The sequence below is a fragment of the Microbacterium sp. LMI1-1-1.1 genome (genome assembly GCF_040815675.1).
GTDB lineage: Bacteria > Actinomycetota > Actinomycetes > Actinomycetales > Microbacteriaceae > Microbacterium.
This window is the reverse complement of record NZ_JBFPNN010000007.1, coordinates 806065-828637: the sequence shown is the minus strand read 5'-3', so window position 1 is coordinate 828637 and position 22573 is coordinate 806065. Positions and strand designations below refer to the sequence as shown.

General features: G+C 70.9%; 19 protein-coding genes. 3 read left to right on the top strand and 16 right to left on the bottom strand.

The genetic code is table 11. From position 1 onward, the window contains the following. Positions 1–357: 357 nt before the first annotated feature. The 9 genes from MRBLMI1_RS09700 to argC form a co-directional block, all read right to left on the bottom strand. Positions 358–1185 carry a DUF4184 family protein gene (locus MRBLMI1_RS09700; RefSeq protein WP_367730809.1) on the bottom strand — a complete coding sequence of 276 codons (828 nt, stop codon included), beginning with the start codon at positions 1183–1185 and terminating at the stop codon, positions 358–360. 1 nt (position 1186) lies between these two features. Next, a complete protein-coding gene (tyrS, locus tag MRBLMI1_RS09695; protein WP_367730806.1) occupies positions 1187–2500 on the bottom strand; it encodes a tyrosine--tRNA ligase in 1314 nt (437 codons plus the stop codon). Positions 2501–2568: 68 nt separating this feature from the next. After that, the gene (gene argH, locus MRBLMI1_RS09690; RefSeq protein WP_367730763.1) at positions 2569–3999 is read right to left on the bottom strand and encodes an argininosuccinate lyase; all 1431 of its coding nucleotides are present in this window, start codon (positions 3997–3999) and stop codon (positions 2569–2571) included. Beyond that, positions 3996–5135, bottom strand: a complete 1140-nt coding sequence (locus MRBLMI1_RS09685) for a heparan-alpha-glucosaminide N-acetyltransferase domain-containing protein (RefSeq protein WP_367730761.1) — start codon at positions 5133–5135, stop codon at positions 3996–3998. The genes argH and MRBLMI1_RS09685 overlap by 4 nt, the downstream gene beginning before the upstream one ends. Then, positions 5114–6037: an ornithine carbamoyltransferase gene (gene argF, locus MRBLMI1_RS09680; RefSeq protein ID WP_367730759.1), complete on the bottom strand. Its 924-nt coding sequence runs from the start codon at positions 6035–6037 to the stop codon at positions 5114–5116. The genes MRBLMI1_RS09685 and argF overlap by 22 nt, the downstream gene beginning before the upstream one ends. Further along, complete coding sequence (locus MRBLMI1_RS09675; protein ID WP_367730757.1) at positions 6034–7281, bottom strand: acetylornithine transaminase; 1248 nt, start codon at positions 7279–7281, stop codon at positions 6034–6036. The genes argF and MRBLMI1_RS09675 overlap by 4 nt, the downstream gene beginning before the upstream one ends. Continuing rightward, positions 7278–8180, bottom strand: a complete 903-nt coding sequence (gene argB, locus MRBLMI1_RS09670; protein ID WP_367730755.1) for an acetylglutamate kinase — start codon at positions 8178–8180, stop codon at positions 7278–7280. The genes MRBLMI1_RS09675 and argB overlap by 4 nt, the downstream gene beginning before the upstream one ends. Next, a complete protein-coding gene (gene argJ / locus MRBLMI1_RS09665) occupies positions 8177–9334 on the bottom strand; it encodes a bifunctional glutamate N-acetyltransferase/amino-acid acetyltransferase ArgJ (protein WP_367730738.1) in 1158 nt (385 codons plus the stop codon). Before argJ ends, argB begins: the two co-directional genes overlap by 4 nt. Continuing rightward, positions 9331–10380 carry an N-acetyl-gamma-glutamyl-phosphate reductase gene (gene argC / locus MRBLMI1_RS09660; protein WP_367730736.1) on the bottom strand — a complete coding sequence of 350 codons (1050 nt, stop codon included), beginning with the start codon at positions 10378–10380 and terminating at the stop codon, positions 9331–9333. The genes argJ and argC overlap by 4 nt, the downstream gene beginning before the upstream one ends. A 741-nt stretch (positions 10381–11121) precedes the next feature. Here argC and MRBLMI1_RS09655 point away from each other — a divergent pair. From MRBLMI1_RS09655 to MRBLMI1_RS09645, 3 genes are all read left to right on the top strand, one after another. Beyond that, entirely contained in the window at positions 11122–12693 is a 1572-nt protein-coding gene (locus MRBLMI1_RS09655; protein ID WP_367730734.1) for a hypothetical protein, read from the top strand. Positions 12694–12809: 116 nt separating this feature from the next. Then, a complete protein-coding gene (locus MRBLMI1_RS09650; RefSeq protein WP_367730731.1) occupies positions 12810–13526 on the top strand; it encodes a DUF5819 family protein in 717 nt (238 codons plus the stop codon). Continuing rightward, a complete protein-coding gene (locus MRBLMI1_RS09645; RefSeq protein WP_367730729.1) occupies positions 13523–14575 on the top strand; it encodes an HTTM domain-containing protein in 1053 nt (350 codons plus the stop codon). Before MRBLMI1_RS09650 ends, MRBLMI1_RS09645 begins: the two co-directional genes overlap by 4 nt. A 63-nt stretch (positions 14576–14638) precedes the next feature. Here the strand turns inward: MRBLMI1_RS09645 and pheT are convergent, their stop codons facing one another. The 7 genes from pheT to MRBLMI1_RS09610 form a co-directional block, all read right to left on the bottom strand. Continuing rightward, the gene (gene pheT, locus MRBLMI1_RS09640; RefSeq protein WP_367730727.1) at positions 14639–17149 is read right to left on the bottom strand and encodes a phenylalanine--tRNA ligase subunit beta; all 2511 of its coding nucleotides are present in this window, start codon (positions 17147–17149) and stop codon (positions 14639–14641) included. Then, entirely contained in the window at positions 17149–18189 is a 1041-nt protein-coding gene (gene pheS, locus MRBLMI1_RS09635) for a phenylalanine--tRNA ligase subunit alpha (RefSeq protein ID WP_367730671.1), read from the bottom strand. The genes pheT and pheS overlap by 1 nt, the downstream gene beginning before the upstream one ends. Positions 18190–18240: 51 nt before the next feature. Beyond that, the gene (locus MRBLMI1_RS09630) at positions 18241–19158 is read right to left on the bottom strand and encodes an amino acid ABC transporter permease (protein ID WP_367730669.1); all 918 of its coding nucleotides are present in this window, start codon (positions 19156–19158) and stop codon (positions 18241–18243) included. Continuing rightward, positions 19155–19802: an amino acid ABC transporter permease gene (locus tag MRBLMI1_RS09625; protein ID WP_367730667.1), complete on the bottom strand. Its 648-nt coding sequence runs from the start codon at positions 19800–19802 to the stop codon at positions 19155–19157. Before MRBLMI1_RS09625 ends, MRBLMI1_RS09630 begins: the two co-directional genes overlap by 4 nt. A gap of 60 nt (positions 19803–19862) precedes the next feature. Continuing rightward, positions 19863–20765 (bottom strand): glutamate ABC transporter substrate-binding protein, encoded by a 903-nt coding sequence (locus MRBLMI1_RS09620; protein WP_367730665.1) that lies wholly within the window; start codon positions 20763–20765, stop codon positions 19863–19865. Between the two features lie 131 nt (positions 20766–20896). Next, positions 20897–21661, bottom strand: coding sequence for an amino acid ABC transporter ATP-binding protein (locus MRBLMI1_RS09615; RefSeq protein ID WP_414685847.1), 765 nt, complete (start codon positions 21659–21661; stop codon positions 20897–20899). Positions 21662–21736: 75 nt separating this feature from the next. After that, positions 21737–22534 carry a TrmH family RNA methyltransferase gene (locus tag MRBLMI1_RS09610; RefSeq protein ID WP_367730658.1) on the bottom strand — a complete coding sequence of 266 codons (798 nt, stop codon included), beginning with the start codon at positions 22532–22534 and terminating at the stop codon, positions 21737–21739. Between the last annotated feature and the right edge of the window lie 39 nt (positions 22535–22573).

Genomic DNA, 22573 nt, shown 5'->3' with positions numbered 1-22573 from the left:
CGCAGTCCGAAGACCGACGAGGAATAAATTGGCATTTGACAAGTGCACGCTGTTGAGTTCTCAAGGAACGGACGCACCCACAGAAACGATCTCTCGACCTACCCGTGAGGCAACTTCACTACCTTATATGCCGCACTCGATCTGTCAAGTCAACATCGAGCCGCTCTGACGAGCAGGAGAGTCGAGGACAAGTGCCGAGTGGCGGGTTCCTCATCGTAGACCTTCGAGCCGAAGCTCTCAAGTGCTGTGATGGGGACTCGTTCACCGCTTGAGAGGACGCGGGGCCTTCCGGCCGCTCCGCTCTCCCCTGTGGGGCGAACAAGTAATACTTTACGTGCGTCCCCACGGTCTGGCCAATCAGGCCCGATCCCGGGCGTGTCGCAACCCGGATTCCGCGTCTTTCCGCGGTAGTGTCCTCCGTCGGCGCTCTTGCAGGACGATGCAGGCGAGGAGGCTGGCGACGCCCCACACGGCGCAGGCCTGCGGCAGGGTCGCATAGGCCAGATGCGCCGGAGTGAACTCCCCGTCGAACGGGCCGAGCGTCACGAGGCCCACGACCGACGCGACGATCAGAGCGGCCGGCAGCGACGCCCACCACACGACGCGCGCCGCCGACGGCAGCACACGGGAGACCGCGCGCGGACGACGCCGCGCGAGCCAGACCGCACCGGCGACGGCGAGGATCACCAACCCGACGGCGCTCGAACCGTGCTGCAGCCACTTGATGCCGAGCAACGGTCCCCACTGCTCCTCGAGCACCGGGAACAGGTCGGTCCCCGCGCGGCCCTCGTGCGTGAACACGTCCCACACGATGTGAGAGAGCACGCCGATCGCGAGCGACAGCACGAGCAGCAGGAGACCGCGCACTCCCCCGGCGAACGTCTCCCGCGCACCGGCACGCGCTCCCCCCTCCCACTCGCTGGGGAGACGGCTCGCGACGACGCCCGGGACGAACTCGGTCACCGCGGGTCGCAGCACGCACCGCCACGCGAGCAGCAGCACGAGGGCGATGGTCACGGTGAGCGGCATCCAGACCGGGTCGTGCGTCATGCCGTAATGCGGCACCATGCCGCGGAGGAACAGCGGCAGGTCGGGGGTCATCGCCCCGACCGCGATCGTCGCCGGCACCAGCGGCGTCCGCACGAAGGGGAGTGCGACGACCGCGTGGCTCGGCGTGAACGGCATGTCAGCCCAGGAAGATCCCGGCGAGGGTCTTCTTTCCTCGACGCAGGACGGACACCCCGCCCGGCAGCGTCCCTTCGACGACCGCGTCGTCGGCGGCGACCTTGGCGCCGTCCAGCGACACCCCGCCCTGTCCGATCGCCCGGCGCGCCTCGCTCAGGCTGGTGACCAGACCGCTCGCCAGCAGGGCCTCGACCACGGTGCTGCCCGCGGGGACCGTCGCGTTCGGCAGCTCCTCCAGCGCGTCCCGGAGGACAGCGGCATCCAGGCTCCTCGGATCCCCCTGGCCGAACAGCGCCTCCGTCGCGGCGATGACCGCGTCGGCCGCGTCGATGCCGTGCACCGTCGTGACGACCTCGCGAGCCAGGCGCTTCTGCGCGGCGCGGCGGAAGGGCTCCTCTTCGACGAGGCGGGCGTAGCCGTCGATCTCGTCCTTGGCGAGGAAGGTGAAGACCTTCAGGCGGGAGATCACGTCGCGGTCGTCGGTGTTCAGCCAGAACTGGTACATCGTCCACGGGCTGCACATCTCGGCATCCAGCCAGATCGCGTTGCCTTCGCTCTTGCCGAACTTCGTACCGTCGCTGTTCGTGATCAGCGGGGTGCCGATGGCGTGCACCGAGGTGCCCTCGACCTTCCGCACCAGGTCGGTGCCGCTGGTGAGATTGCCCCATTGGTCGCTGCCGCCGGTCTGCAGCATGCAGCCGTAGGCGCGATGCAGCTCGAGGTAGTCCATCCCCTGGAGGATCTGGTAGCTGAACTCCGTGTAGCTGATGCCGGCCTCGGAGTTCAGGCGGGCGCTGACCGCGTCCTTCTTGAGCATCGTGCCGACGCGGAAGTGCTTGCCGATCTCGCGCAGGAAGTCGATGGCGCTGAGCGGCGCCGTCCAGTCGAGGTTGTTGACCATGCGCGCGGCGTTGTCGCCCTCGAAGTCGAGGAAGCGCTCGACCTGCGCGCGCAGCCGGTCCACCCAGGCGCCGACGGTCTCGGGGGTGTTGAGCGTGCGCTCCGCGGTCGGACGCGGATCGCCGATGAGGCCCGTCGATCCGCCGACGAGACCCAGGGGACGGTGACCGGCCAGCTGCAGACGGCGCATGGTGAGCAGCTGCACGAGGTTGCCCAGGTGCAGGCTCGGAGCGGTCGGGTCGAAGCCGCAGTAGAACACGATCGGGTCGCCCCCGAGCATCTCGCGCAGCTCGGCCTCGTCGGTCGAGACGTGCACGAGGCCGCGCCACTGCAGCTCGTCCCAGACGTTCTCGAACGACGGGTCGTTGGCGGGGGCGAGGGCGCTCACGGGCGCGGCGTCGATCGGGGCGGACACCCCTTCAGGCTATCAGCGGGCCGGCGGCGCACCCGGCCCGCGGGGCTCGCGCGCCGGGCGCGGCGTCGTCAGACGCCGACCGCGCGCGCTGCGGTCTGGGCGCGGTGCACGAGCTCGGTGCGCTGCTCCCGCACGCGATCCGGCGCGGTTCCTCCGGCGCCGGTGCGGCTGGCCACCGAGCCCTCGACCGACAGGACCTCACGGACCTGCGGGGTGAGCAGGGACGAGACCGAGACGAGCAGGTCGTCGTCGGCGTCCTCCAGCCCGATGCCGCGCTCCTCGCAGGCGCGGACGAGGGCGCCGGAGATCTCATGCGCGTCCCGGAACGCGACGCCCTGACGCACGAGCCACTCGGCGACGTCCGTCGCCAAGGAGAACCCCTGCGGGGCGAGCTCCGCCATGCGCTCGGTGTGGAAGCGCAGCGTCGAGATCATCCCCGAGAACGCGGGGAGCACGAGCTCCAGCGTGCGGACGGAGTCGAAGACCGGCTCCTTGTCCTCCTGGAGGTCGCGGTTGTACGCCAGCGGCAGGCCCTTCAGGGTCGCGAGGAGCCCGGAGAGGTTGCCGATGAGACGGCCGGCCTTGCCGCGGGCCAGCTCCGCGATGTCGGGGTTCTTCTTCTGGGGCATGATGCTCGAGCCCGTCGAGTAGGCGTCGTCGAGGGTGACGAAGCCGAACTCCCGGGTGTTCCAGAGGATGACGTCCTCGGACAGACGCGACAGGTCGACGCCGATCATCGCGGCGATGAAGGCGAACTCCGCGACGACGTCGCGGGAGGCGGTGCCGTCGAGCGAGTTCTCGGCCGGACGCGCCAGACCGAGACGGTCCGCCACGAGCTGCGGGTCGAGACCGAGCGTCGCTCCGGCGAGCGCTCCCCCGCCGTACGGCGAGACCGAGGCGCGGACGGTCCAGTCCCGCAGCCGCTCCAGGCCGCGGGTGAAGGCCCAGCCGTACGCCTGCAGGTGGTGGGCGAGGAGCACGGGCTGCGCGTGCTGCAGGTGGGTGCGGCCCGGCATGACGGCGTCCTCGTGGGCGGACGACTGGGCGACGAGCGCGTCGATGAGACGCAGCAGCTCGCGGGAGATGGTCCGGGCGTGGTCGAGCAGGTACAGGCGCACCAGCGTCGCGATCTGGTCGTTGCGGCTGCGTCCCGCGCGCAGCTTGCCGCCGAGGGCGGGTCCCACCGTCTCGATGAGGACGCGCTCGAGCGCACCGTGGACGTCCTCGTCGCCGGGCGCGGCGACCAGCGTGCCGGCGCGCAGGCGAGCGGCGAGGTCGTCCAGGCCGTCGCGCATCGCGGCGGCCTCGTCGGCGGTCAGGTAGCCCGCCGCCTGCAGGGCGGCCGCGTGCGCGTGCGAGCCGGCGATGTCGTACAGCGCGAGGTCCCAGTCGAAGTGGGTGGAACGGCTCAACGCCGCCAGCTCGGGAGACGGTCCGCCCGAGAAGCGGGCGCCCCAGAGGGCGCCCTCGTTCGTGCCGTGTCCGGTCTCGCTGCTCATTGCTCCAGCCTATCGACGCTGCGCGGCTGCTCCCGGCGGGCCCCGGGTCCGACGACGAAGCGGACCGCCGCGTCGATGAGCCTCTCCAGGGGTCCTCGCCCGAGGAGCAGCGCCCACGCCGTGCATCCCAGCACGAGTCCGATGGTGAGCGGCCAGAACAGTCCGGCATCCCGGATGCCGTAGAGGTCGGTCGTGTCCCCGAGCACGACCAGCGCGACGACGGCCCACACGAGGAGCTGGGCGACGTAGGCCGTCAGCGGCATCGACCCCACGGCCCGCAACGGCAGGGCGATCCACCGGAGCGGGGTGCGGCAGACGAGGAGGCAGACGCCGATGACGGCGACGGCGAAGCCGCCCGATCCGACGACCTCCCACAGACCCGACGAGTGATCGAGCGCCGTCCACACCTCGGCCATGTAGACGCTCTGCAGGGCGAAGGCCGTGGTCGCCGCGGGCACGGTGTAGCCGATCACGGCGAGGACAGCCCCCGAAACCGCCAGCACGGCGGGGGCCCGGATGCCGCGGAGGTCGAGGCGGCCGACGCCCATTCCGGCGAGGAGGAACGCGATCCAGACGGTGAAGGGGTACGCCCAGCCCACGCCGAGGAAGAGCTCGACGCCGAGCGCGCCGGACCAGATCGGAGCGGCATCCAGGAACGGCTGCACCCACGGCATGACGAGGCCGAACGCAGCGGCGGCGAGGAACAGCGGTCCCGCCGACCACCCGAGGAAGGGCAGGGCCAGGAGGAAGAGCACGGCGTACGCCGGGAGGATCACGTAGACGGGCACGCCCGTCGTGATGAGCAGGATGCCGATGACCCACAGCACTGCGGCCCGCACGGCCAGACGTGCGGCCGCGCGGGGCCGGTCGGCGGACGGCAGCGGCCGGGGGCCGCCCGTGACGAGGGCGATCGACACTCCGGCGAGCGTCGCGAAGAGGATCGAGGACCGCCCGTTGACGATGTCGAGCCAGGTCGAGGGGTCGCCCGGGTCGAACAACTCGATCGTGAGCAGGTGTGCGGCGAGCATGCCGAGCACCGCGAGCCCGCGCGCGAGGTCGATGCCCGTGAGCCGTCCGGGGCCGTCGAGTCGCCGCCACGCGCGGCGGGCCGGGGTCACGACTGGCGCAGCAGCCACACCAGCAGCGCCTTCTGCGCGTGCAGGCGGTTCTCGGCCTCGTCCCAGACGACGCTCTGCGGTCCGTCGATCACCTCGGCGTCGACTTCGTAGCCACGGTCGGCGGGCAGGCAGTGGATGAAGATCGCGTCGTCGTCAGCCTGCGACATCAGCTGCGTCGTGACCTTGAACCCGCCCAGGTCGCGGATGCGCGCGATCTTCTCCTCCTCCTTGCCCATCGACACCCAGGTGTCGGTGACGACGACGTCGGCTCCGGATGCCGCCGCCTCGGGGTCGTCGCTGAGGGTGATCGACCCGCCGGTCTCGGCGGCGATCCGCTCGGCATCGGCGATGACGTCGACGCGCGGGGCGTAGTCGGCCGGGGCGGCGACGCGCACGTGCATGCCCGCGGTGACGCCGGCCAGGACGTACGAGTGCGCCATGTTGCTCCGCCCGTCGCCGAAGAACGACAGCGTGAGGCCCTTCAGCTCGCCCTTGTGCTCGCGGATCGTGAGCAGGTCGGCGAGCAGCTGGCAGGGGTGGAATTCGTCGCTCAGCGCGTTGACGACCGGGACCCGGGTGCCCCGCGCCATCTCCTCCAGGCCGGCCTGGGCATAGGTGCGCCACACGATGGCGGCGACCTGGCGCTCGAGCACGCGCGCGGTGTCGGAGGGCGTCTCCTTGCCGCCGAGCTGGCTGTTGGCGGTGGAGATGATCAGCGGCGAGCCGCCGAGGTCCGCGATGCCCACGGCGAAGGACACGCGCGTACGGGTGGAGGACTTGTCGAAGATCACCGCGACCGTCTGCGGACCCGCGAGCGGCTTCTGCGCCCAGCGGTCCTTCTTGAGCTCGATCGCGAGGTCGAGGATCTCGGCCTGCTCGGCCGGGGTCAGATCGTCGTCGCGCAGAAGGTGGCGGGTCACGCGGGGGCTCCTTCGAGGATGAGGGCATCGGAGACGGTGGCGAGCGCGGCACCGAACAGGTCGAGGAAGGCGGACACCTCGGCATCCCCGATCGTCAGGGGCGGGGCGATGCGGATCGTGGTGTCGTTCGCCGCGTTGACGATGAGCCCGTGCTGCTGGGCGGCGGCCACGACGGCCTTCGCCACCGGGCTGGTGAGCGCGATGCCGAGCAGCAGGCCGCGGCCGCGGACGCCGGCGACGAGCGGGGAGCCGATCGCGGCGATGCCGTCGCGGAGCTGGGTCTCGCGGTGCGCGGCGTTCTGGACGAGCCCGGCGTCCTCGATCTCCTGCAGCACGGCGCCGCCGACGCCGGTGCCGAGGGCGTTGCCGCCGAAGGTGGAGCCGTGGGTGCCGGGGAAGAACAGGTCGCTCGCCGCGCCGAACGTGATGAGCGCACCGATCGGGAAGCCGCCGCCGATGCCCTTGGCCACCGTGATGGCATCCGGAACGATCCCGGCGTGTTGGAACCCGAACCACGCGCCCGTGCGACCGGCGCCGGTCTGGATCTCGTCGACGATGAGCAGCGCGCCGTGGCGTGCGGTCAGCTCGCGGGCCGCCTGGAGGTACCCCTCCGGCAGCTCGACGACGCCGGCCTCGCCCTGGATGGGCTCGACCAGGAGGGCGGCGACCTTCTCGTCCACGGCGGCCTCGAGGGCCTCGACGGTGGCGTCGATGTGCTCGACGCCCGGCACCATGGGCAGGAAGTCGGCCTGAAGCGCGGGCTTGCCCGTCAGGGCGAGGGCGCCCATGGTGCGGCCGTGGAAGCCGCCCTTCAGGGTCAGGATGCGGGTGCGGTCGGTTCCACGACCGTGCAGCCGCGCCAGCTTGAGCGCGGCCTCGTTCGCCTCGGCGCCGGAGTTGCCGAAGTACACCCGGCCGGACTCCCCCGTCCCGGCGAGGCGCTTCAGACGCGCCGCCATCGCCAGCTGCGGCGGCGTCGCGAAGTAGTTGGACACGTGCGCGAGAGTCGCCGCCTGCGCGCTGATCGCCTCCACGAAGACCGGGTGCGCGTGGCCGAGGGCGTTCACGGCGATGCCCGCGAGGAAGTCCAGGTACTTCGTGCCCTGGTCGTCCCAGACGTACGCGCCCTCACCGCGGACGAACAGCGCCATGCGGTCGCCGAAGCTGCGGACCAGGTCGCGGCCGGCGTCCTCCTGCCAGGTGGCGCGCTGCGCCGTGGGTTCCTGAGTCGTGTCCGCGTTCACGCGACCACCTCCGTTCCGATTCCCTTGTTGGTGAAAAGTTCGACGAGCACCGAGTGCGGCACGCGTCCGTCGATGATGGCCGCGGTCGGCACTCCCCCGTCGACGGCGTCGAGGCACGCCTGCATCTTGGGGATCATGCCCGACTCGAGCGTCGGCAGCATCGCGCGCAGCTCCGTCGAGGTCAGGTGCGACACGAGCGAGTCGCGGTTGGGCCAGTCGGCGTAGAGCCCCGGCACATCGGTCAGCACGACGAGCTTCTTCGCATCGAGCGCCGTGGCGAGCGCCGCAGCAGCGGCATCCGCGTTCACGTTCAACGACGAGCCCGGGTGGTCCAGGTCGGGAGCGATGCTCGACACGATCGGCACGCGTCCGGCGGCGAGATGGTCGAGCACCGGCTGCGGGTCGACGGTCACCACGTCGCCGACGCGACCGAGGTCGTGCTCGACCCCGTCGACGACGACACCGCGGCGGCGGCCGCCGAAGAGACCTGCGTCCTCTCCGCTCAGGCCCGTCGCCAGGGGTCCGTGAGCGTTCACCTTGGCGACCAGCTGCGGGTTGATCTGACCGGTGAGGACCATGCGCACGACGCCGATGGCCTCGGTCGAGGTGACCCGGTAGCCGCCCCGGAACTCGCTGGGGATGTCCAGCCGGTCCAGCATGGACGAGATCTGCGGGCCTCCGCCGTGGACGACCACGGGCTTCACCCCGACGTACCGGAGGTAGGCGATGTCGGCGGCGAAGGCGTCCTGCAGCTCCTCGCTGACCATGGCGTTGCCGCCGTACTTCACCACCACGACCTGGTCGCGGTACTTGCGCACCCACGGCAGCGACTCGACGAGAGTCACCGCCCGCTCGCTCGCGGCGGTGGGATCGGTGTCCTGAAGATCGACGTGGGTCATGAGGAGTAGGCGCTGTTCTCGTGGACGTAGTCGTGCGTGAGGTCGTTGGTGCGGATGGTCGCCGCGGCGTCGCCGACGCGCAGGTCGATGACGAGGTCGGTCGCCCGCGGGGTCAGGTCGACGTCCTCGCGGGGCCGGTCCGGGCCGCCGGCGGTGCACACGCGGACGCCGTTCATCCACACGTCCACGTCGTACGGGTCGAACGCGGCGTCCGTGGTGCCGATCGCGGCGAGCACGCGGCCCCAGTTCGGGTCGTTGCCGAAGATCGCGGCCTTGAAGAGGTTGTTCCGGGCGACCGAGCGGCCCACCTCGACGGCGTCGTCCTCGGTCGCGGCGTTCACCACGCGGATCGTGATGTCGTGGCTCGCGCCCTCCGCGTCGCCCTGCAGCTGGGCGGCCAGGCCGTCGCATACCGAGACGAGCGCGGCCGTGAAGACCTCGGGATCGACCTGGATGCCACTGGCCCCGCTCGCGAGGAGGGTGACCTGGTCGTTGGTCGACATGCAGCCGTCGGAGTCGAGCCGATCGAAGCTGACGCGCGTCGCCGCGCGCAACGCGGCATCGGCCTGGGCGGCATCCATCACGACGTCCGTGGTGAGGACGACGAGCATCGTCGCCAGCCCCGGGGCGAGCATGCCCGCGCCCTTGGCCATGCCGCCGATGCTCCAGCCGTCGCCGGCGTGGACGACGCGCTTGGGGCGGGAGTCCGTCGTCATGATGGCCAGCGAGGCGTCCTCCCCGCCGTCCGCGGACAGCTGGGCGACGCCCTTCTCGACGCCGTCGAGCACCTTGGCGCGGAAGACCTCGTCGCCCGTGCCGATGAGACCCGTCGAGCACACCACGACGTCCCCCGCGCCGACGCCGAGGAGATCGGCGGCGCGCTCGGCCGTCTGATGCGTGGTCTGGAACCCGAAGCTGCCGGTGAAGCAGTTGGCGCCGCCCGAGTTCAGGACGACCGCCTCGACCACGCCGTCGCGGACGACCTGCTCCGACCACAGGATCGGGTTGGCCTTCGCGCGGTTGGAGGTGAACACCGCGGCGCCGACCTTGAGCGGTCCGCGGTTGACGACGACGGCGACGTCGCGCGCACCCGTCGACTTCAGCCCGACGGCGACCCCGGCCGCTTCGAATCCTGCGGGGGCGGTGACGCTCACGGGGCGACTCCATTCACGGGGAGGGCGGTGGTCTCGGCGCGGCCGAGCGCGATGTTCATCGATTGGACGGCGGCGCCGGCGGTTCCCTTGACGAGATTGTCGACGGCGGCGACGACGACCACGCGGTTCGCCGCGCGGTCGATCGCGAGTCCCATCAGCGCGGTGTTCGCGCCGAGGACGTCCGCCGTGCGCGGGAACTGCCCCTCCGGGAGGACGTGCACGAACGGCTCGTCCCCGTACGCGGCCTCCCAGGCCTCCCGGATCTGCTCGTCGGTCGCCCCGGGCCGGATGGGCGCGCTGGAGGTCGCCAGGATCCCTCGCGCCATCGGCACGAGCACGGGGGTGAAGGAGATCCGGATGCCATCGGCCTCGGCCCCCGCCGCCGCCAGAGCCTGGCGGATCTCGGGGATGTGGCGATGTGTACCGCCGACGGCATATGGGTTCGCGGTCCCCAGGATCTCGCTCGCGAGGAGGTTCGTCTTCGCGGCCTTCCCGGCCCCGCTGGGGCCGACGGCCAGGACCGAGACGATGTCTCCCGGGTCGATGACTCCCGCCGCGACGCCCGGGGCGAGGCTGAGCGACACGGTGGACGCGTTGCACCCGGGGGCCGCGATGCGCGATGCCCCACGGAGCAGCTCGCGCTGCTTCGTCGATCCCGTCGGCAGCTCGGGGACCCCATACGCCCATGGCTCCGCGTGGTCCCCGCCGTAGAACGCCGCCCAGTCCGCGGACGAGGTGAGCCGGTGGTCCGCGCCGGCGTCGATCACGAGGGCCGTGTCGGCGAGCGCGTCGGTGTACTGCGCCGACTGGCCGTGCGGCAGGGCGAGGAAGACCACGTCGTGGTCCGCCAGGGCCTCCGGCGTGGTGGCCTCGAGCTGCAGGTGCGCGAGCGAGCGCAGGTGCGGGTGATGCGCGATGAGCGGCTGACCGGCATTGGAGTGCGCGGTGGCTGTGCGGATCTCGACATCGGGATGGTCGGCGAGGAGGCGGAGGATCTCGCCGCCCGCATAGCCGGAAGCGCCGGAGACGGCGACCGAGAGGGTCATGTTTCCACCTTAGGAGTCGGGGCTGTGGCTGAACTCAGCGTGAACCGGGGCGGCGACGCCCGTATGCCCCACCTGCGGCGGGTTACCAGGTCGCCGAGACTCGGCGTGCGACCCGACGTCGACGCACGGCAACGGTGCTCACGGAGAGCCCCTCGTTGCGGGTGACGGTCGACGACATGGGCCGAGGTTATCCGCCCGCGAGGAGGCACCGCAAATCACGGGGCGTGTCGCCGGAGTCGGACCGATGCTCAAGATTGGCGCAGGAAACCCCTCATGTCCCCCAAATGGGGGACACGGTACGCCTATGCTGGAGACCTGCCCTCATCGCCGGGCACTTCCGACTGCCCCCCTTATCCGGCGATGAGGGCAGATCCATGCCCGCGTCGGTCTGCTCTCCGGGGCGCAACCGGCCGGCGCGCCGGCTCGCCGGTGGGGCGAGGTGCTGCGGCGGCGGTCGTGTCCCACGCGCTCGTCCAGCACTCCTCCGTGTCCGCGGCCGCGGACGCGCACACGGACGCGCACACGCCCGTCTGCGCGCGTTCCGCGCGGGAGCGCGCGATAATTGCAAACGGGCGATGCCGATGTCAAGTGGGCCGGGGGGTTCAGGTCGTTTCCCTACTTTCGTCACCACGGTGCATCTAGGGGGGCCTAGACAACCGGGGGAAAGCAGTGCTTCGCACTACTCATCGAGATGCGCGCAGTCAGGGACCGCGCGGCATCCTGTTCCGAACTCTCGCCATCGTGGCGCTGGGTTCACTGGCCGCTTTCGGCGCGCCGCTCAGCGCGTCGGCCACGACGGACGCGGTCGCCGAGAGCACGACGCAGACGTCGACGGACGGCGGTCACACGGACGGTTCTTCGGGCGGCGGACACAGCGACGCGTCCGCCGACGGGACCAGCCACGACGGCAGCCACACCGACGGGACCAGCCACGACGGCACCACCGATGGCAGCCACCACGATGGTTCCACGGAGGCCAAGGACAACCACGACGGCACGAGCCACGACGGCTCGACCGAGGCCAAGGACAACCACGACGGCACCTCGGACGCGAAGGACGTCAAGGACTCCACCGACGCCAAGGACAACCACGACGGCTCCACCGACGCCAAGGACGTCAAGGACTCCACCGACGCGAAGGACGTCAAGGACTCGACTGACGCCAAGGACTCCCACGACGGCTCCACCGACGCCAAGGACAACCACGACGGCTCCACCGACGCCAAGGACAGCACCGACGCCAAGGACTCGACGGAGTCGAAGGACAACCACGACGGGTCCACCGACGCGAAGGACGTCAAGGACTCCACCGACGCCAAGGACAACCACGACGGCTCCACCGACGCCAAGGACGCCAAGGACTCCACCGACGCCAAGGACAGCCACGACGGCTCCACCGACGCCAAGGACGTCAAGGACAGCACCGACGCCAAGGACTCGACGGAGTCGAAGGACTCCCACGACGGGTCCACCGACGCCAAGGACGTCAAGGACTCCACCGACGCCAAGGACAGCCACGACGGCTCCACCGACGCCAAGGACGTCAAGGACTCCACCGACGCCAAGGACGTCAAGGACTCCACCGACGCCAAGGACGTCAAGGACTCCACCGACGCCAAGGACGTCAAGGACTCCACCGACGCCACGGACGCCAAGGACTCCACCGACGCCAAGGACGCCAAGGACTCAACCGACGCCACGGACGTCAAGGACTCCACCGACGCCACGGACGCCAAGGACTCCACCGACGCCACGGACGCCAAGGACTCCACCGACGCCACGGACGCCACCGACGCCAAGGACGCCAAGGACGCCAAGGACAGCACCGGCGCCAAGGACGCCGCTGACGCGAAGGACTCGACCGACGCGCAGGACGCCACGGACTCCACCGACGCGACCGACGGGACGACCGACGCCACTGACGCGACCGAGACGCCCCGACTGGTGGGCGTGACGTTCGCGGCGGCTGCTCCGGCACCGGCACCCGCCCCGGCGGCGCCGACCGCTCTCGCGGCGACCGGCAGCGACGCGGCGATCACGGGCGGCCCGCTGAGCCTGCTGGCCGGCGCCCTGCTCCTCGGTGGACTGTTCCTCCTCGTGCAGCGGCGTCGATCCGCGGCGGTCGCCTCGACCGGCGCGCAGCGCACCGCTCCGCGGGACGAGGCCGATGCGGCGAGCGTCCGCACCGAGCGACGGTCCGCTCCGGCGGCATCCGTCCTCGCACCCCCGCTCAACGCGGAGGAGATGACGCGGATTCGTCGTCGCGATGACGGCCGGAGGGCCGGAACCGACCCCGGGGCCTCGAACGGCTGACGATGTCCTCACGCAGATCCGGGGCCGGTCGCGCACCGCGGCCGGCCCCGGCGAAGCGCCCCACCGCGATCGAAACGCCTCGCCGGCTCGCGCCGACGATCGCGACGATCGCGGCCGTGGGCGTCATCGGTGCCTACGTCTTCGTCAGCGCGACGTTCACGATTCCCGACGCGCCCGCCCGGGCGGCCGTCGCGGACGGCTTCGCGCCCTACTTCTCCCAGCGGTGGGACGTGTTCGCCCCGAAGATCCTCCGCGTCAACAGCGCGATGCAGATGCAGGCGCAGTGGCGCGACGACGACGGCGAGCTCGTCACCGGGGACTGGATCGACGTCACGGACATGGAGTTCGCCGCCGTCCGCGGCGTCCCGGCGCCCTCCCGGGTCTCCAAGAACAGCGTCAACGCGCTCGGGGCCTATCTCGAGCGGTACGACGAGGTGAGCGAACAGCAGCAGGAACGGGTGCAGGACACCTTCATCCAGCGTGACGGCGACGGCGGTTTCGAGGCCATCCCCGACGAGGACCTGCTGGCCGAGCTGGACGAGCTGGGCGACGATCCGGATGCCGTGGTCTCGCTCATCCGTTACGACTACATGCTGACGCGGTACCTCACCGTCTTCGGCGAGGCGTACTACGACCGTCCGATCGAGCGCGTGCGGTGGCAGGCGCAGTACGACCGGCCGAACGACTTCCTGCACCGCTTCGACGACGAGCGTCAGTTCCCGCTGTCGACGACGACGTTCGGGTGGCGGCAGGCGCAGGCGCCCGATGACCCCTCGCTCATCGCCGTGTTCGACGAGGTGCAGGATCGTTACGCCGGGGAGGACCGCTCATGATCACCGGCGCTCCCCCGCGGCTCGGACGCGCGCAGCGGCTGCGGCCGGCCGCGATCCTCGGCCGCTTCCAGACGTGGATGACGTCCGCGCCGCACGCGACGATCGGCTTCTCGCTGCTGCGGATCATCTTCGGCGTCGCGATGCTGCTGGTGCTGCTGCCGAGCTTCGCCGACCGTCACTACCTGTGGGGCGCGGGCTCCTGGTGGGTCGAGCCCGAAGCACGGCGTCGTGGCTGGTGGGAGCCGTTCCGTGCGGTCTTCTCCAAGGACGACCCGGTGCTGTTCGACATCGCCTTCTTCGCGCTGATCGGCCTCGTGCTGCTGTTCATCGTCGGCGTGAAGACGCGGTGGGTGACCCCGTTCCTGCTGCTCATGTGGGTGGGACTGTCGACGAACTCGACCCTGCTGACCAACGGCGGCGACACCCTCATGCGGATCGTGCTCGTGTTCGCCCTGTTCGCGGACCTCAGCCGTCACCTCTCGGTGGACGCGTGGCTGCGTCGCCGCCGCGGCGAGCGTCCCGGTCGCTTCGCGCGGGTGACCGACCGGATGCCGCCGTGGCTGTCGCCTCTCCTCCACAACACCGCGTTGGTGCTGTGCTGCTACCAGATCCTGCTCGTCTACCTCGTGTCGTCGATCCTCAAGCTGCAGGGCGTGGAGTGGCTCGACGGGACCGCGCTCTACTACGCACTGGCGTTGACGGAGTTCCAGGTCCTCCCCTCCCTGAGCGAGGCCGCCTGGCAGGTCACACCGCTGGTGCAGCTGGGCACGTGGTTCGCCCTCACCGCCCAGCTGCTGTTCCCCCTCGCCCTGCTGTGGAAGCCGAGCCGGTACGTCGCGGTCGCCGGCCTGACGCTGACGCACCTGGGCATCGGCCTGCTCCTGGGACTGTGGCCGTTCTCGCTGGCGATGATCGCCCTCGACCTGCTGCTCGTGCGCGACGCCTCCTGGCTGCGGCTGCGCGCCGCGGTCGCCGGCGTCCGGCGACGCCTCCGGAGGCCGGGGACCGACGACGAGGTCCCCGCGCCGGGACCGCGGCTGGCGGCCTGACCGCCGCGACGGACACGAAGGGGCGCCCCCGGCCGAGCCGTGGGGCGCCCCTCTCGTCGTCCGTCAGTCGCGGATCGCGGCGCCGAAACGCTCCGCCGCCCGGGCGACGCCGGCCATCTTGGCCTCCGTCGCCTCGGCCGCGGTGAGCGTGCGGTCCGGCGCGCGGAAACGCAGCGCGAAGGTCAGGCTCTTCTGGCCCTCGCCGACACCGGTGCCGCGGTAGTCGTCCACCAGACGTGCACCCTCGAGCAGCGGCGCCCCGCCGTCGACGAGCGCGGCGCGCACCTCCCCCGCCGGCACGTCGACGGGCACGACGAGCGACACGTCCTGCGTCGCGGCCGGATACCCGGAGAGGGATGCCGCGACGACGCGGGTCTGCGCCGCCTCCAGCAGCGCGTCCAGGTCGATCTCGGCCACGAGCACGCGCCCCGGCAGGTCGGCCGCGGACGACACGGCCGGCAGCACTTCGCCGACGTAGCCGATCTCCGTGCCGGCGACGAGCACGCGCGCGGTCCGCCCGGGGTGCAGCGCCGCGCGCTGCGCCTGCACGAGCTCGATGTCGGCCCCGGCCGCGGCCGCGAGGACGCGCACGGCGTCCACGGCATCCGCCAGATCCGCGGGCACCGCCGCCTGGCCCGGCTGCTTGGCCACGAGGCTCCCCGTGAGCAGCACGGCAGCGAAACGGCGCTGCGGCGGGATGGCGGCATCCAGGGCCGTCAACGTCGCCGCGTCGGGACGCACCGCCAGCGGCGGGACGGATGCCGTGCCGTACTGCACGCCCGGGGCGGGGAGGAAGACGGTGCCGATCTCGAACAGCGCGAGGTCGGTGATGCCGCGCGAGACGTTGCGGTGCGCGACCTGCAGCAGCGCCGGCACGAGCGAGCGGCGCAGGAACGGCGCGAGGCCGTCGAGCGGGTTCGCGAGCTTGACGCTCGGCAGCTTCTCGCCCGTCGCGGACCCGTGCAGGTCGTTGTTCTCGGCGGTGGTGAAGGGGAACGACGGCGTCTCGACGAACCCGGCCGCGGCGAGGGCGTTGGCGACGCGGCGCCGTCCCTGCTGCGCCGTCGTCAGTCCCCGACCCGACGGCGGGGTGGGCAGCACCGAGGGGATCCGGTCGTACCCCTCGATGCGGGCGACCTCCTCGGCGAGCGTCCACTTGTCGGTCAGGTCGTGGCGCCAGGACGGCGGGACGACGCTCCATCCGGCCTCGCGGGCCTCGACGTGGCATCCGATCAGGCGCAGCGCGTCCTCCGTCTCGGTGTCGGTGTAGTCGACGCCGATCAGTCCGGCGACGAAGCCGTTCGGCAGGGTGATCGCGTCGCGGGAGTACTCCACGCCCAGCGATCCGCCCAGCTCGGTGTCCAGAGTGCCGCCGGCCAGCTGCACCATGAGTCCGGCGACGCGCTCGGCCGCCACGTAGGCGACGAGCGGGTCGACGCCGCGCTCGAAGCGACGCGACGCCTCGGACGGCAGCTTGTGGCGCCGGGCCGTGCGCGCGATCGACACCTGGTCGAAGGTCGCCGCCTCGATGAGGACGTTGCGGGTGTCGGGTCCCATCTCGGTGGGGCCGCCGCCCATCACGCCGGCGAGGCCGATCGGGCCCGACTCATCGGTGATGAGCAGGTCCTCGGTGTCGAGCGTGCGCACCTGGCCGTCGAGGGTCTCGAGCTTCTCGCCCTGCTCCGCGCGACGGACCGTGATGCCGCCCTGCAGGCGGTCGAGGTCGTAGCCGTGGATCGGCTGGCCGAGCTCGAGCATCACGTAGTTCGTGATGTCGATGAGCACGCCGAGCGAGCGGATCCCGGCGAGGGACAGGCGCGTGATCATCCACGGCGGCGTCGGACGCGACGGGTCGACGTCCCGGACGATGCGCGCGACGAACTCGCGGGCACCCACGCGGCCGCGGATCGGCGCACGGTCGTCGACCGCGACCGGGAATCCGGAGGGCGCCCGGGTCACGGCCTCGTCGTGACCGGCGCCCGGGTCGCGGAACGACGCGCCGGTGGCGTGGGAGTACTCCCGCGCCACACCGCGCAGCGACAGGGCGTAGCCGCGGTCGGGCGTGACGTTGATCTCGACGGCGACGTCGTCCAGGCCGAGCAGGGCGATCGCGTCGGTGCCGACGGGCGCGTCGATGCCCAGGTCGACCAGGCGCAGGATGCCGCTGTGCTCGCTGCCGAGCCCCAGCTCCTTCGCCGAGGCGATCATGCCGTCCGACACGTGACCGTAGGTCTTGCGCGCGGCGATGGGGAACGGGCCGGGGAGGACCGAGCCGGGCAGGGTCACCACGACCTTGTCGCCTTCGAAGAAGTTGCCCGCGCCGCAGACGATGCCGCGGACGCCGCCGTGCTCCGCGCCCACGTCCACCTGGCACCACCGGATGGTCTTGCCGTTGGACTGCGGCTCGGGGACGAACTCGACGACCTGGCCGACGACGATGGGGCCGGACAGCTCGAAGCGGTGCACGTCCTCCTCTTCGAAGCCGACCGACACGAGGGCGGCGAGGACGTCGTCGGGCGTGGCCTCGGCGGGGACGTCGACGTACTCCCGCAGCCAGGACAGAGGGACGCGCATCAGACCACCATTCCGAACTGCTCACTGAAGCGGACATCGCCCTCGGCCATGTCGCGCATGTCCTGCACGTCGCTGCGGAACATCAGCGTCCGCTCGATGCCCATGCCGAACGCGAAGCCCGAGTACTCCTCGGGATCGATGCCGGCGGCACGCAGCACGTTGGGGTTCACCATCCCGCAGCCGCCCCACTCGATCCAGCGCGCCCCGCCCTTGAAGGTGGGATGCCACAGGTCGAGCTCGGCGCTGGGCTCGGTGAACGGGAAGTAGTTCGCACGGAAGCGCGTCTTCGCCTCAGGGCCGAACAGCACGCGAGCCGCGTGGTCGAGCGTGCCCTTGAGGTGGGCCATCGTGATGCCCTTGTCGATCACGAGCCCCTCGAACTGCGTGAACACGGGCAGGTGCGTCGCGTCGAATTCGTCGGTGCGGTAGACCCGCCCCGGGCAGAGGACGTAGATCGGCAGGTCGCGCTCGAGCATCGACCGCACCTGGACAGGGCTCGTGTGCGTGCGCATGACGAGGTGCCGGGCGACCGGGTCGACGAAGAACGTGTCCTGCATCTGCCGCGCCGGGTGGTCCACGTCGAAGTTGAGGGCGTCGAAGTTGAACCACTCGTGCTCGAGCTCCGGCCCTTCCGCGATCTCCCAGCCCATGCCGACGAAGATGTCCGACACCTGCTCCTGGAGGAGGGAGATGGGATGCCGCGCCCCCACGCGCGCGCGCTGCGGCAGCGCCGTCACGTCGATGCGCTCGGCCTCCAGCTGCGCGGCGGTCTCCGCCTCGGCGAGCTCGGCCTCTCGGGCCGTCAGGGCCTGGTTCACACGGCCGCGGGCCTGGCCCACCAACTTGCCGAAGGCGGCCTTGTCCGCGGGGGCGACGTTGCGCAGCTGGGCGTTCAGACGCGCGAGCGGGGACTGCTCCCCCGTGTGCGCGGAACGGGCCGCTTTGAGGTCGGCGGTCGTCGCGGCGGCGGCGATCGCCGCGAGAGCGGCGTCGACGGCGGAGGCGACGGCCTCGGGCGTGATCTCGGGTGCGTCGGACACGAGATGAGAGTCTACCGACGGGCGGGGTGCTCCCCCGCCCGTCGGCGGGTGTCAGACGCTGGTGCCGTCGTGCCGACCGAGGCCGCGCTGTGCGGCGATGAGCTCTGTGTCGGTGGTCGTGCCACCGACCGGGGCTGCAGCCGCGGGCGCGCCCCCGCGCATACGCGGGGACTTGCGCAGGCGGATCTCGACGTACTTCGCGATACCGGAGAGCACGAGGCAGAGCGCGATGTAGATGACCGCGGCGATCATGCCGGCCTGCAGGATCGGACGGTCGTACTGCGCCTGCGTGCCGAGGAGGCGCGCGTAGTAGAGCAGCTCGTTGTACGTGATGATGAAGCCGAGCGCCGTGTCCTTCAGGGTGACGACCAGCTGCGCGATGATCACGGGCAGCATCGCCCGGATGGCCTGCGGCAGCAAGATGAGGCGCATGACCCCCGCCTTGCCGAGGCCGATCGCGTACCCGGCCTCGCGCTGACCGCCCGGGAGGGACTCCACGCCGGCACGGATGACCTCGGCGAGGACCGAGCCGTTGTAGATCGTCAGGGCGATGACGACGGCCCAGTAGGCCTCGACGCGGACGCCGATGACCGGGAGGCCGTAGTAGATGAGCATCATCAGGATGAGCACCGGGACGGCGCGGAACAGCTCGACGACGACGGTCGCCGGCCAGCGCACCCAGCGGTGGTCGGAGAGGCGGCCCAGCGCGAGGACGAAGCCCAGCGCGAGCGACAGGACCGCCGCCGCGGCGAAGGCGGCAAGGGTGCGCCCGGTGGCCGCGAAGATCTGCTCCCAGACCGTGCTGAAGGTGAAGATGTACCACTTCTCGGCGGAGAACTGGCCCGTGAGGATGAAGCGGTAGGTGACGAAGCCGACGACGGCGAGGATGACGAGGACCGTCACCACACCGAGGATGCGGTTGCGCAGGACGGCCCGGGGGCCGGGGACGTCGTACAGGACCGAGGTCATCGCGCGACCCTCCACTTGTTCTCGAGGTAGCGCTGCAGGAACGACAGCAGCAGCACCATGACGATGAAGATGACGGCCACCCACAGCAGCACGACGAGGGCGTTCTCTCCGCGTTCGCTCAGGTTGGCGCGGATGACGCCGAGCTCGGCGACCGAGAACCCGGCGGCGACCGTCGTGTTCTTCAGCAGGGCGATGAAGACGCTCATCATCGGGGGCACGACGGAGCGGAACGCCTGGGGCATGACGACTTGTCCCATGACCTGGCCGAAGGTCAGGCCGAGGGCGCGGGCGGCCTCGGCCTGCCCGACGGGGACGGTGTTGATCCCCGAGCGGAGGACCTCGGCGACGTAGGTCGCCGTGTAGATGCCCAGCGCCCACATGGCGAGGACCGTGTAGCCCGGGTTCGGCAGGTCGAGTGCGGGATAGCCGAAGGCGAAGAAGAAGAACACCACCGTGAGCGGGGTGTTGCGGACGGTGTTCACGTACAGCGTGCCGACCGCGCGGGCGATCGGCACCGGGGAGACGCGCATGGCTCCCACGATCGTGCCGAGCACGAGCGCGATGACGCCGCCCACCAGGAACAGCAGAAGCGTGTTCCCGAGAGCCGTCTGCCACAGATCGAGGTGATCGGTGATCACGTTCATCGGCGGGTCCTTCCGGGGAGGAGGGGCGGGTGGCCTGCGCCACCCGCCCCGTCAGTGTTCTCAGTACGCGTCGACAGCGGGCTGGTCGACGGTGATGCCGGAGGCACCGAGGTTCTTGTCGAAGATGGCCTGCCAGGTCTCGCCACCGTCGGTGAAGAGGGTGTTGATGTGCTCGCGCAGCGCGTCATCACCCTTCTCCAGGCCGACGCCGTAGCGCTCCTCGCTGAAGGGCTCGCCGACGACCTTCAGCTCACCCTCGTAGAGAGCGGCGTAGCCGATGAGGATCGCCTGGTCGGTGGTGACCGCGTCGACCTGACCGTTGAGCAGCGCCTCGACGCACGCCGAGTAGACGTCGAACTCCGTCGTGGGAACGCCGGGGAAGTTCGACTTGATGTTCTGGATCGGGGTCGAACCGGTCACCGAGCACACGTTGGTGTCCGCGGAGAGGTCGGCCTCGCCGGTGATGTCGCTGTCTTCCGCGACGAGCAGACCCTGGCCGGTCACGAAGTACGGACCGGCGAAGTCGATCTGTTCCTTGCGGGAGTCGGTGATCGAGTAGGTGCCGACGTAGTAGTCGATGTCACCGTTGACGATGGCCTGCTCGCGGTTGGCCGAGGCGATGGGCTGGAACGTGATGTCGTCCTCGCCGTAGCCGAGCGAGCCGGCGATCCAGCGGGCGATGTCGACGTCGAAGCCGGTGCGCTCACCGGTGGTGACGTCGAGGAAGCCGAGACCGGGCTGGTCCTCCTTGACGCCGACGACGACGCCGCCGCGGTCCTGGATGCGGTCGAAGGTCGGGCTGCCCTCGATCGAGACGTCGCTGGCGATCTCGAAGAGCTCCTCGTCGCTGGAGCCCTCGGAGGCTCCGGGAGCGGCGCCGGGGGTGCCGCTGTTGCAGGCCGTCAGGCCCAGCAGGCCGGCGGCGACGATGCCGACGCCCGCGAGAAAACGAGTCTTACGCATGTGATTCTCCTTGGTTACGTGTGCTGTGTGTGCTGTGCGGATATGGGTTCGGAAGCCCCGGCGACCGACCGAGCGGCGGCGGGGCGGAGCGGGAGCGGCGGCGGACCTCCTCGTTCGTCGCCGACGATGACTCAGTGCGTGATGAGCTTGGAGAGGAAGTCCTTCGCGCGGTCGGACCGCGGGCTGGTGAAGAACTGCTCCGGCGGCGCCTGCTCGACGATCTGACCGTCGGCCATGAAGACGACGCGGTTCGCCGCCTTGCGGGCGAAGCCCATCTCGTGCGTGACGACGATCATCGTCATTCCCTCGGCGGCCAGCCCGACCATGACGTCGAGGACCTCGTTGATCATCTCCGGGTCGAGGGCCGAGGTCGGCTCGTCGAACAGCATGACCTTCGGCTTCATCGCGAGGGCGCGGGCGATGGCGACGCGCTGCTGCTGACCGCCGGACAGCTGCGCGGGCAGCTTGTCGGCCTGGTGACCCACGCCGACCCGGTCCAGGAGCGCGCGCGCCTCCTTCTCGGCATCCGCCTTCTTCATCTTGCGGACCTTCATCGGTCCGAGCGTGACGTTCTCGAGGATCGTCAGGTGCGCGAAGAGGTTGAACGACTGGAACACCATGCCCACGTCGGCGCGCAGCGCGGCCAGGCCCTTCCCCTCTTTGGGAAGCTCCTTGCCGTCGATCGTGATGACGCCGCTGGTGATGGTCTCGAGGCGGTTGATCGTGCGGCACAGCGTCGACTTGCCGGAGCCGGACGGGCCGATGACGACGACGACCTCGCCGCGGTCGACCGTGAGGTCGATGTCCTTCAGAGCCTGGAACTGCCCGTAGTGCTTCTGCACATCGGAGATGACGACCAAGGGCTCGGAGCCCGTGGGGGGAACGGGTGTGGACATGCACTCACCCTACGAGAGGGGCACCGCCGCAACCACATCGGAACGCACGCCTTAACCGTTCCGTAACAGCCCGCCTCAGCCGGCGCGCTGCGCGAACGCGGTCTCGTAGAGGCAGACGCTGGCGGCCGTCGCGAGGTTCAGCGACTCCGCCCGCCCGTAGATCGGCAGGCGCAGCGCCTGGTCGGCGTGCGACAGCGCGGCCTCGTCCAGACCCCGCGCCTCGTTCCCGAACAGCCAGGCCGTCGGCTCCGCGAGACGGTCCCGGGATGCCACGAAGTCGTCGCCGTCGACGTCCGCGGCGACGACGCGGAGACCGGCATCGTGGATGCGCTCGACGACGTGGGCGAGCTCGAGGTCCACCGCGACGGGCACGTGGAACAGGGACCCGGTCGTGGAGCGGACGACCTTCGGGTTGTAGGGGTCGACCGTGCGGCCCGTGAGGATGACGGCGTCGGCCCCGGCCGCGTCGGCGGCGCGGATGATCGTCCCCAGGTTGCCGGGATCGCGCACCTCCTCGCAGATCGCGATGAGGCGCGGCTCCCCCGCGAGGATGTCCTTCAGGGCGGTGGGCGCCTGCCGGGCGACGGCCACGATCCCCTGCGGGGTGACGGTGTCGGCCATGGCATCCAGGACCGCCTCCGTCGTGAACTGCAGGTCGACGCCCGCCTCCTCGGCAGCCTCGCGGACGTCGGCGTGCTTCTCGAGCGCCGTCGGGGTGCCGTAGAGCTCGAGGACGGTGCCGGGCGCCCACGCGAGCGCCTCGCGCGCGGCCTGCGGGCCTTCGAGCAGGAACAGTCCGGTCTCTTGACGCGCCGCCCGCTTGCTCAGCTTCGCGACGGCGCGCACGCGCGGGGATCGGGGGTTCTCGAGCACGCGATCAGTGTAGGTCGGGCGCGGGCCGCGGCCCGGTCG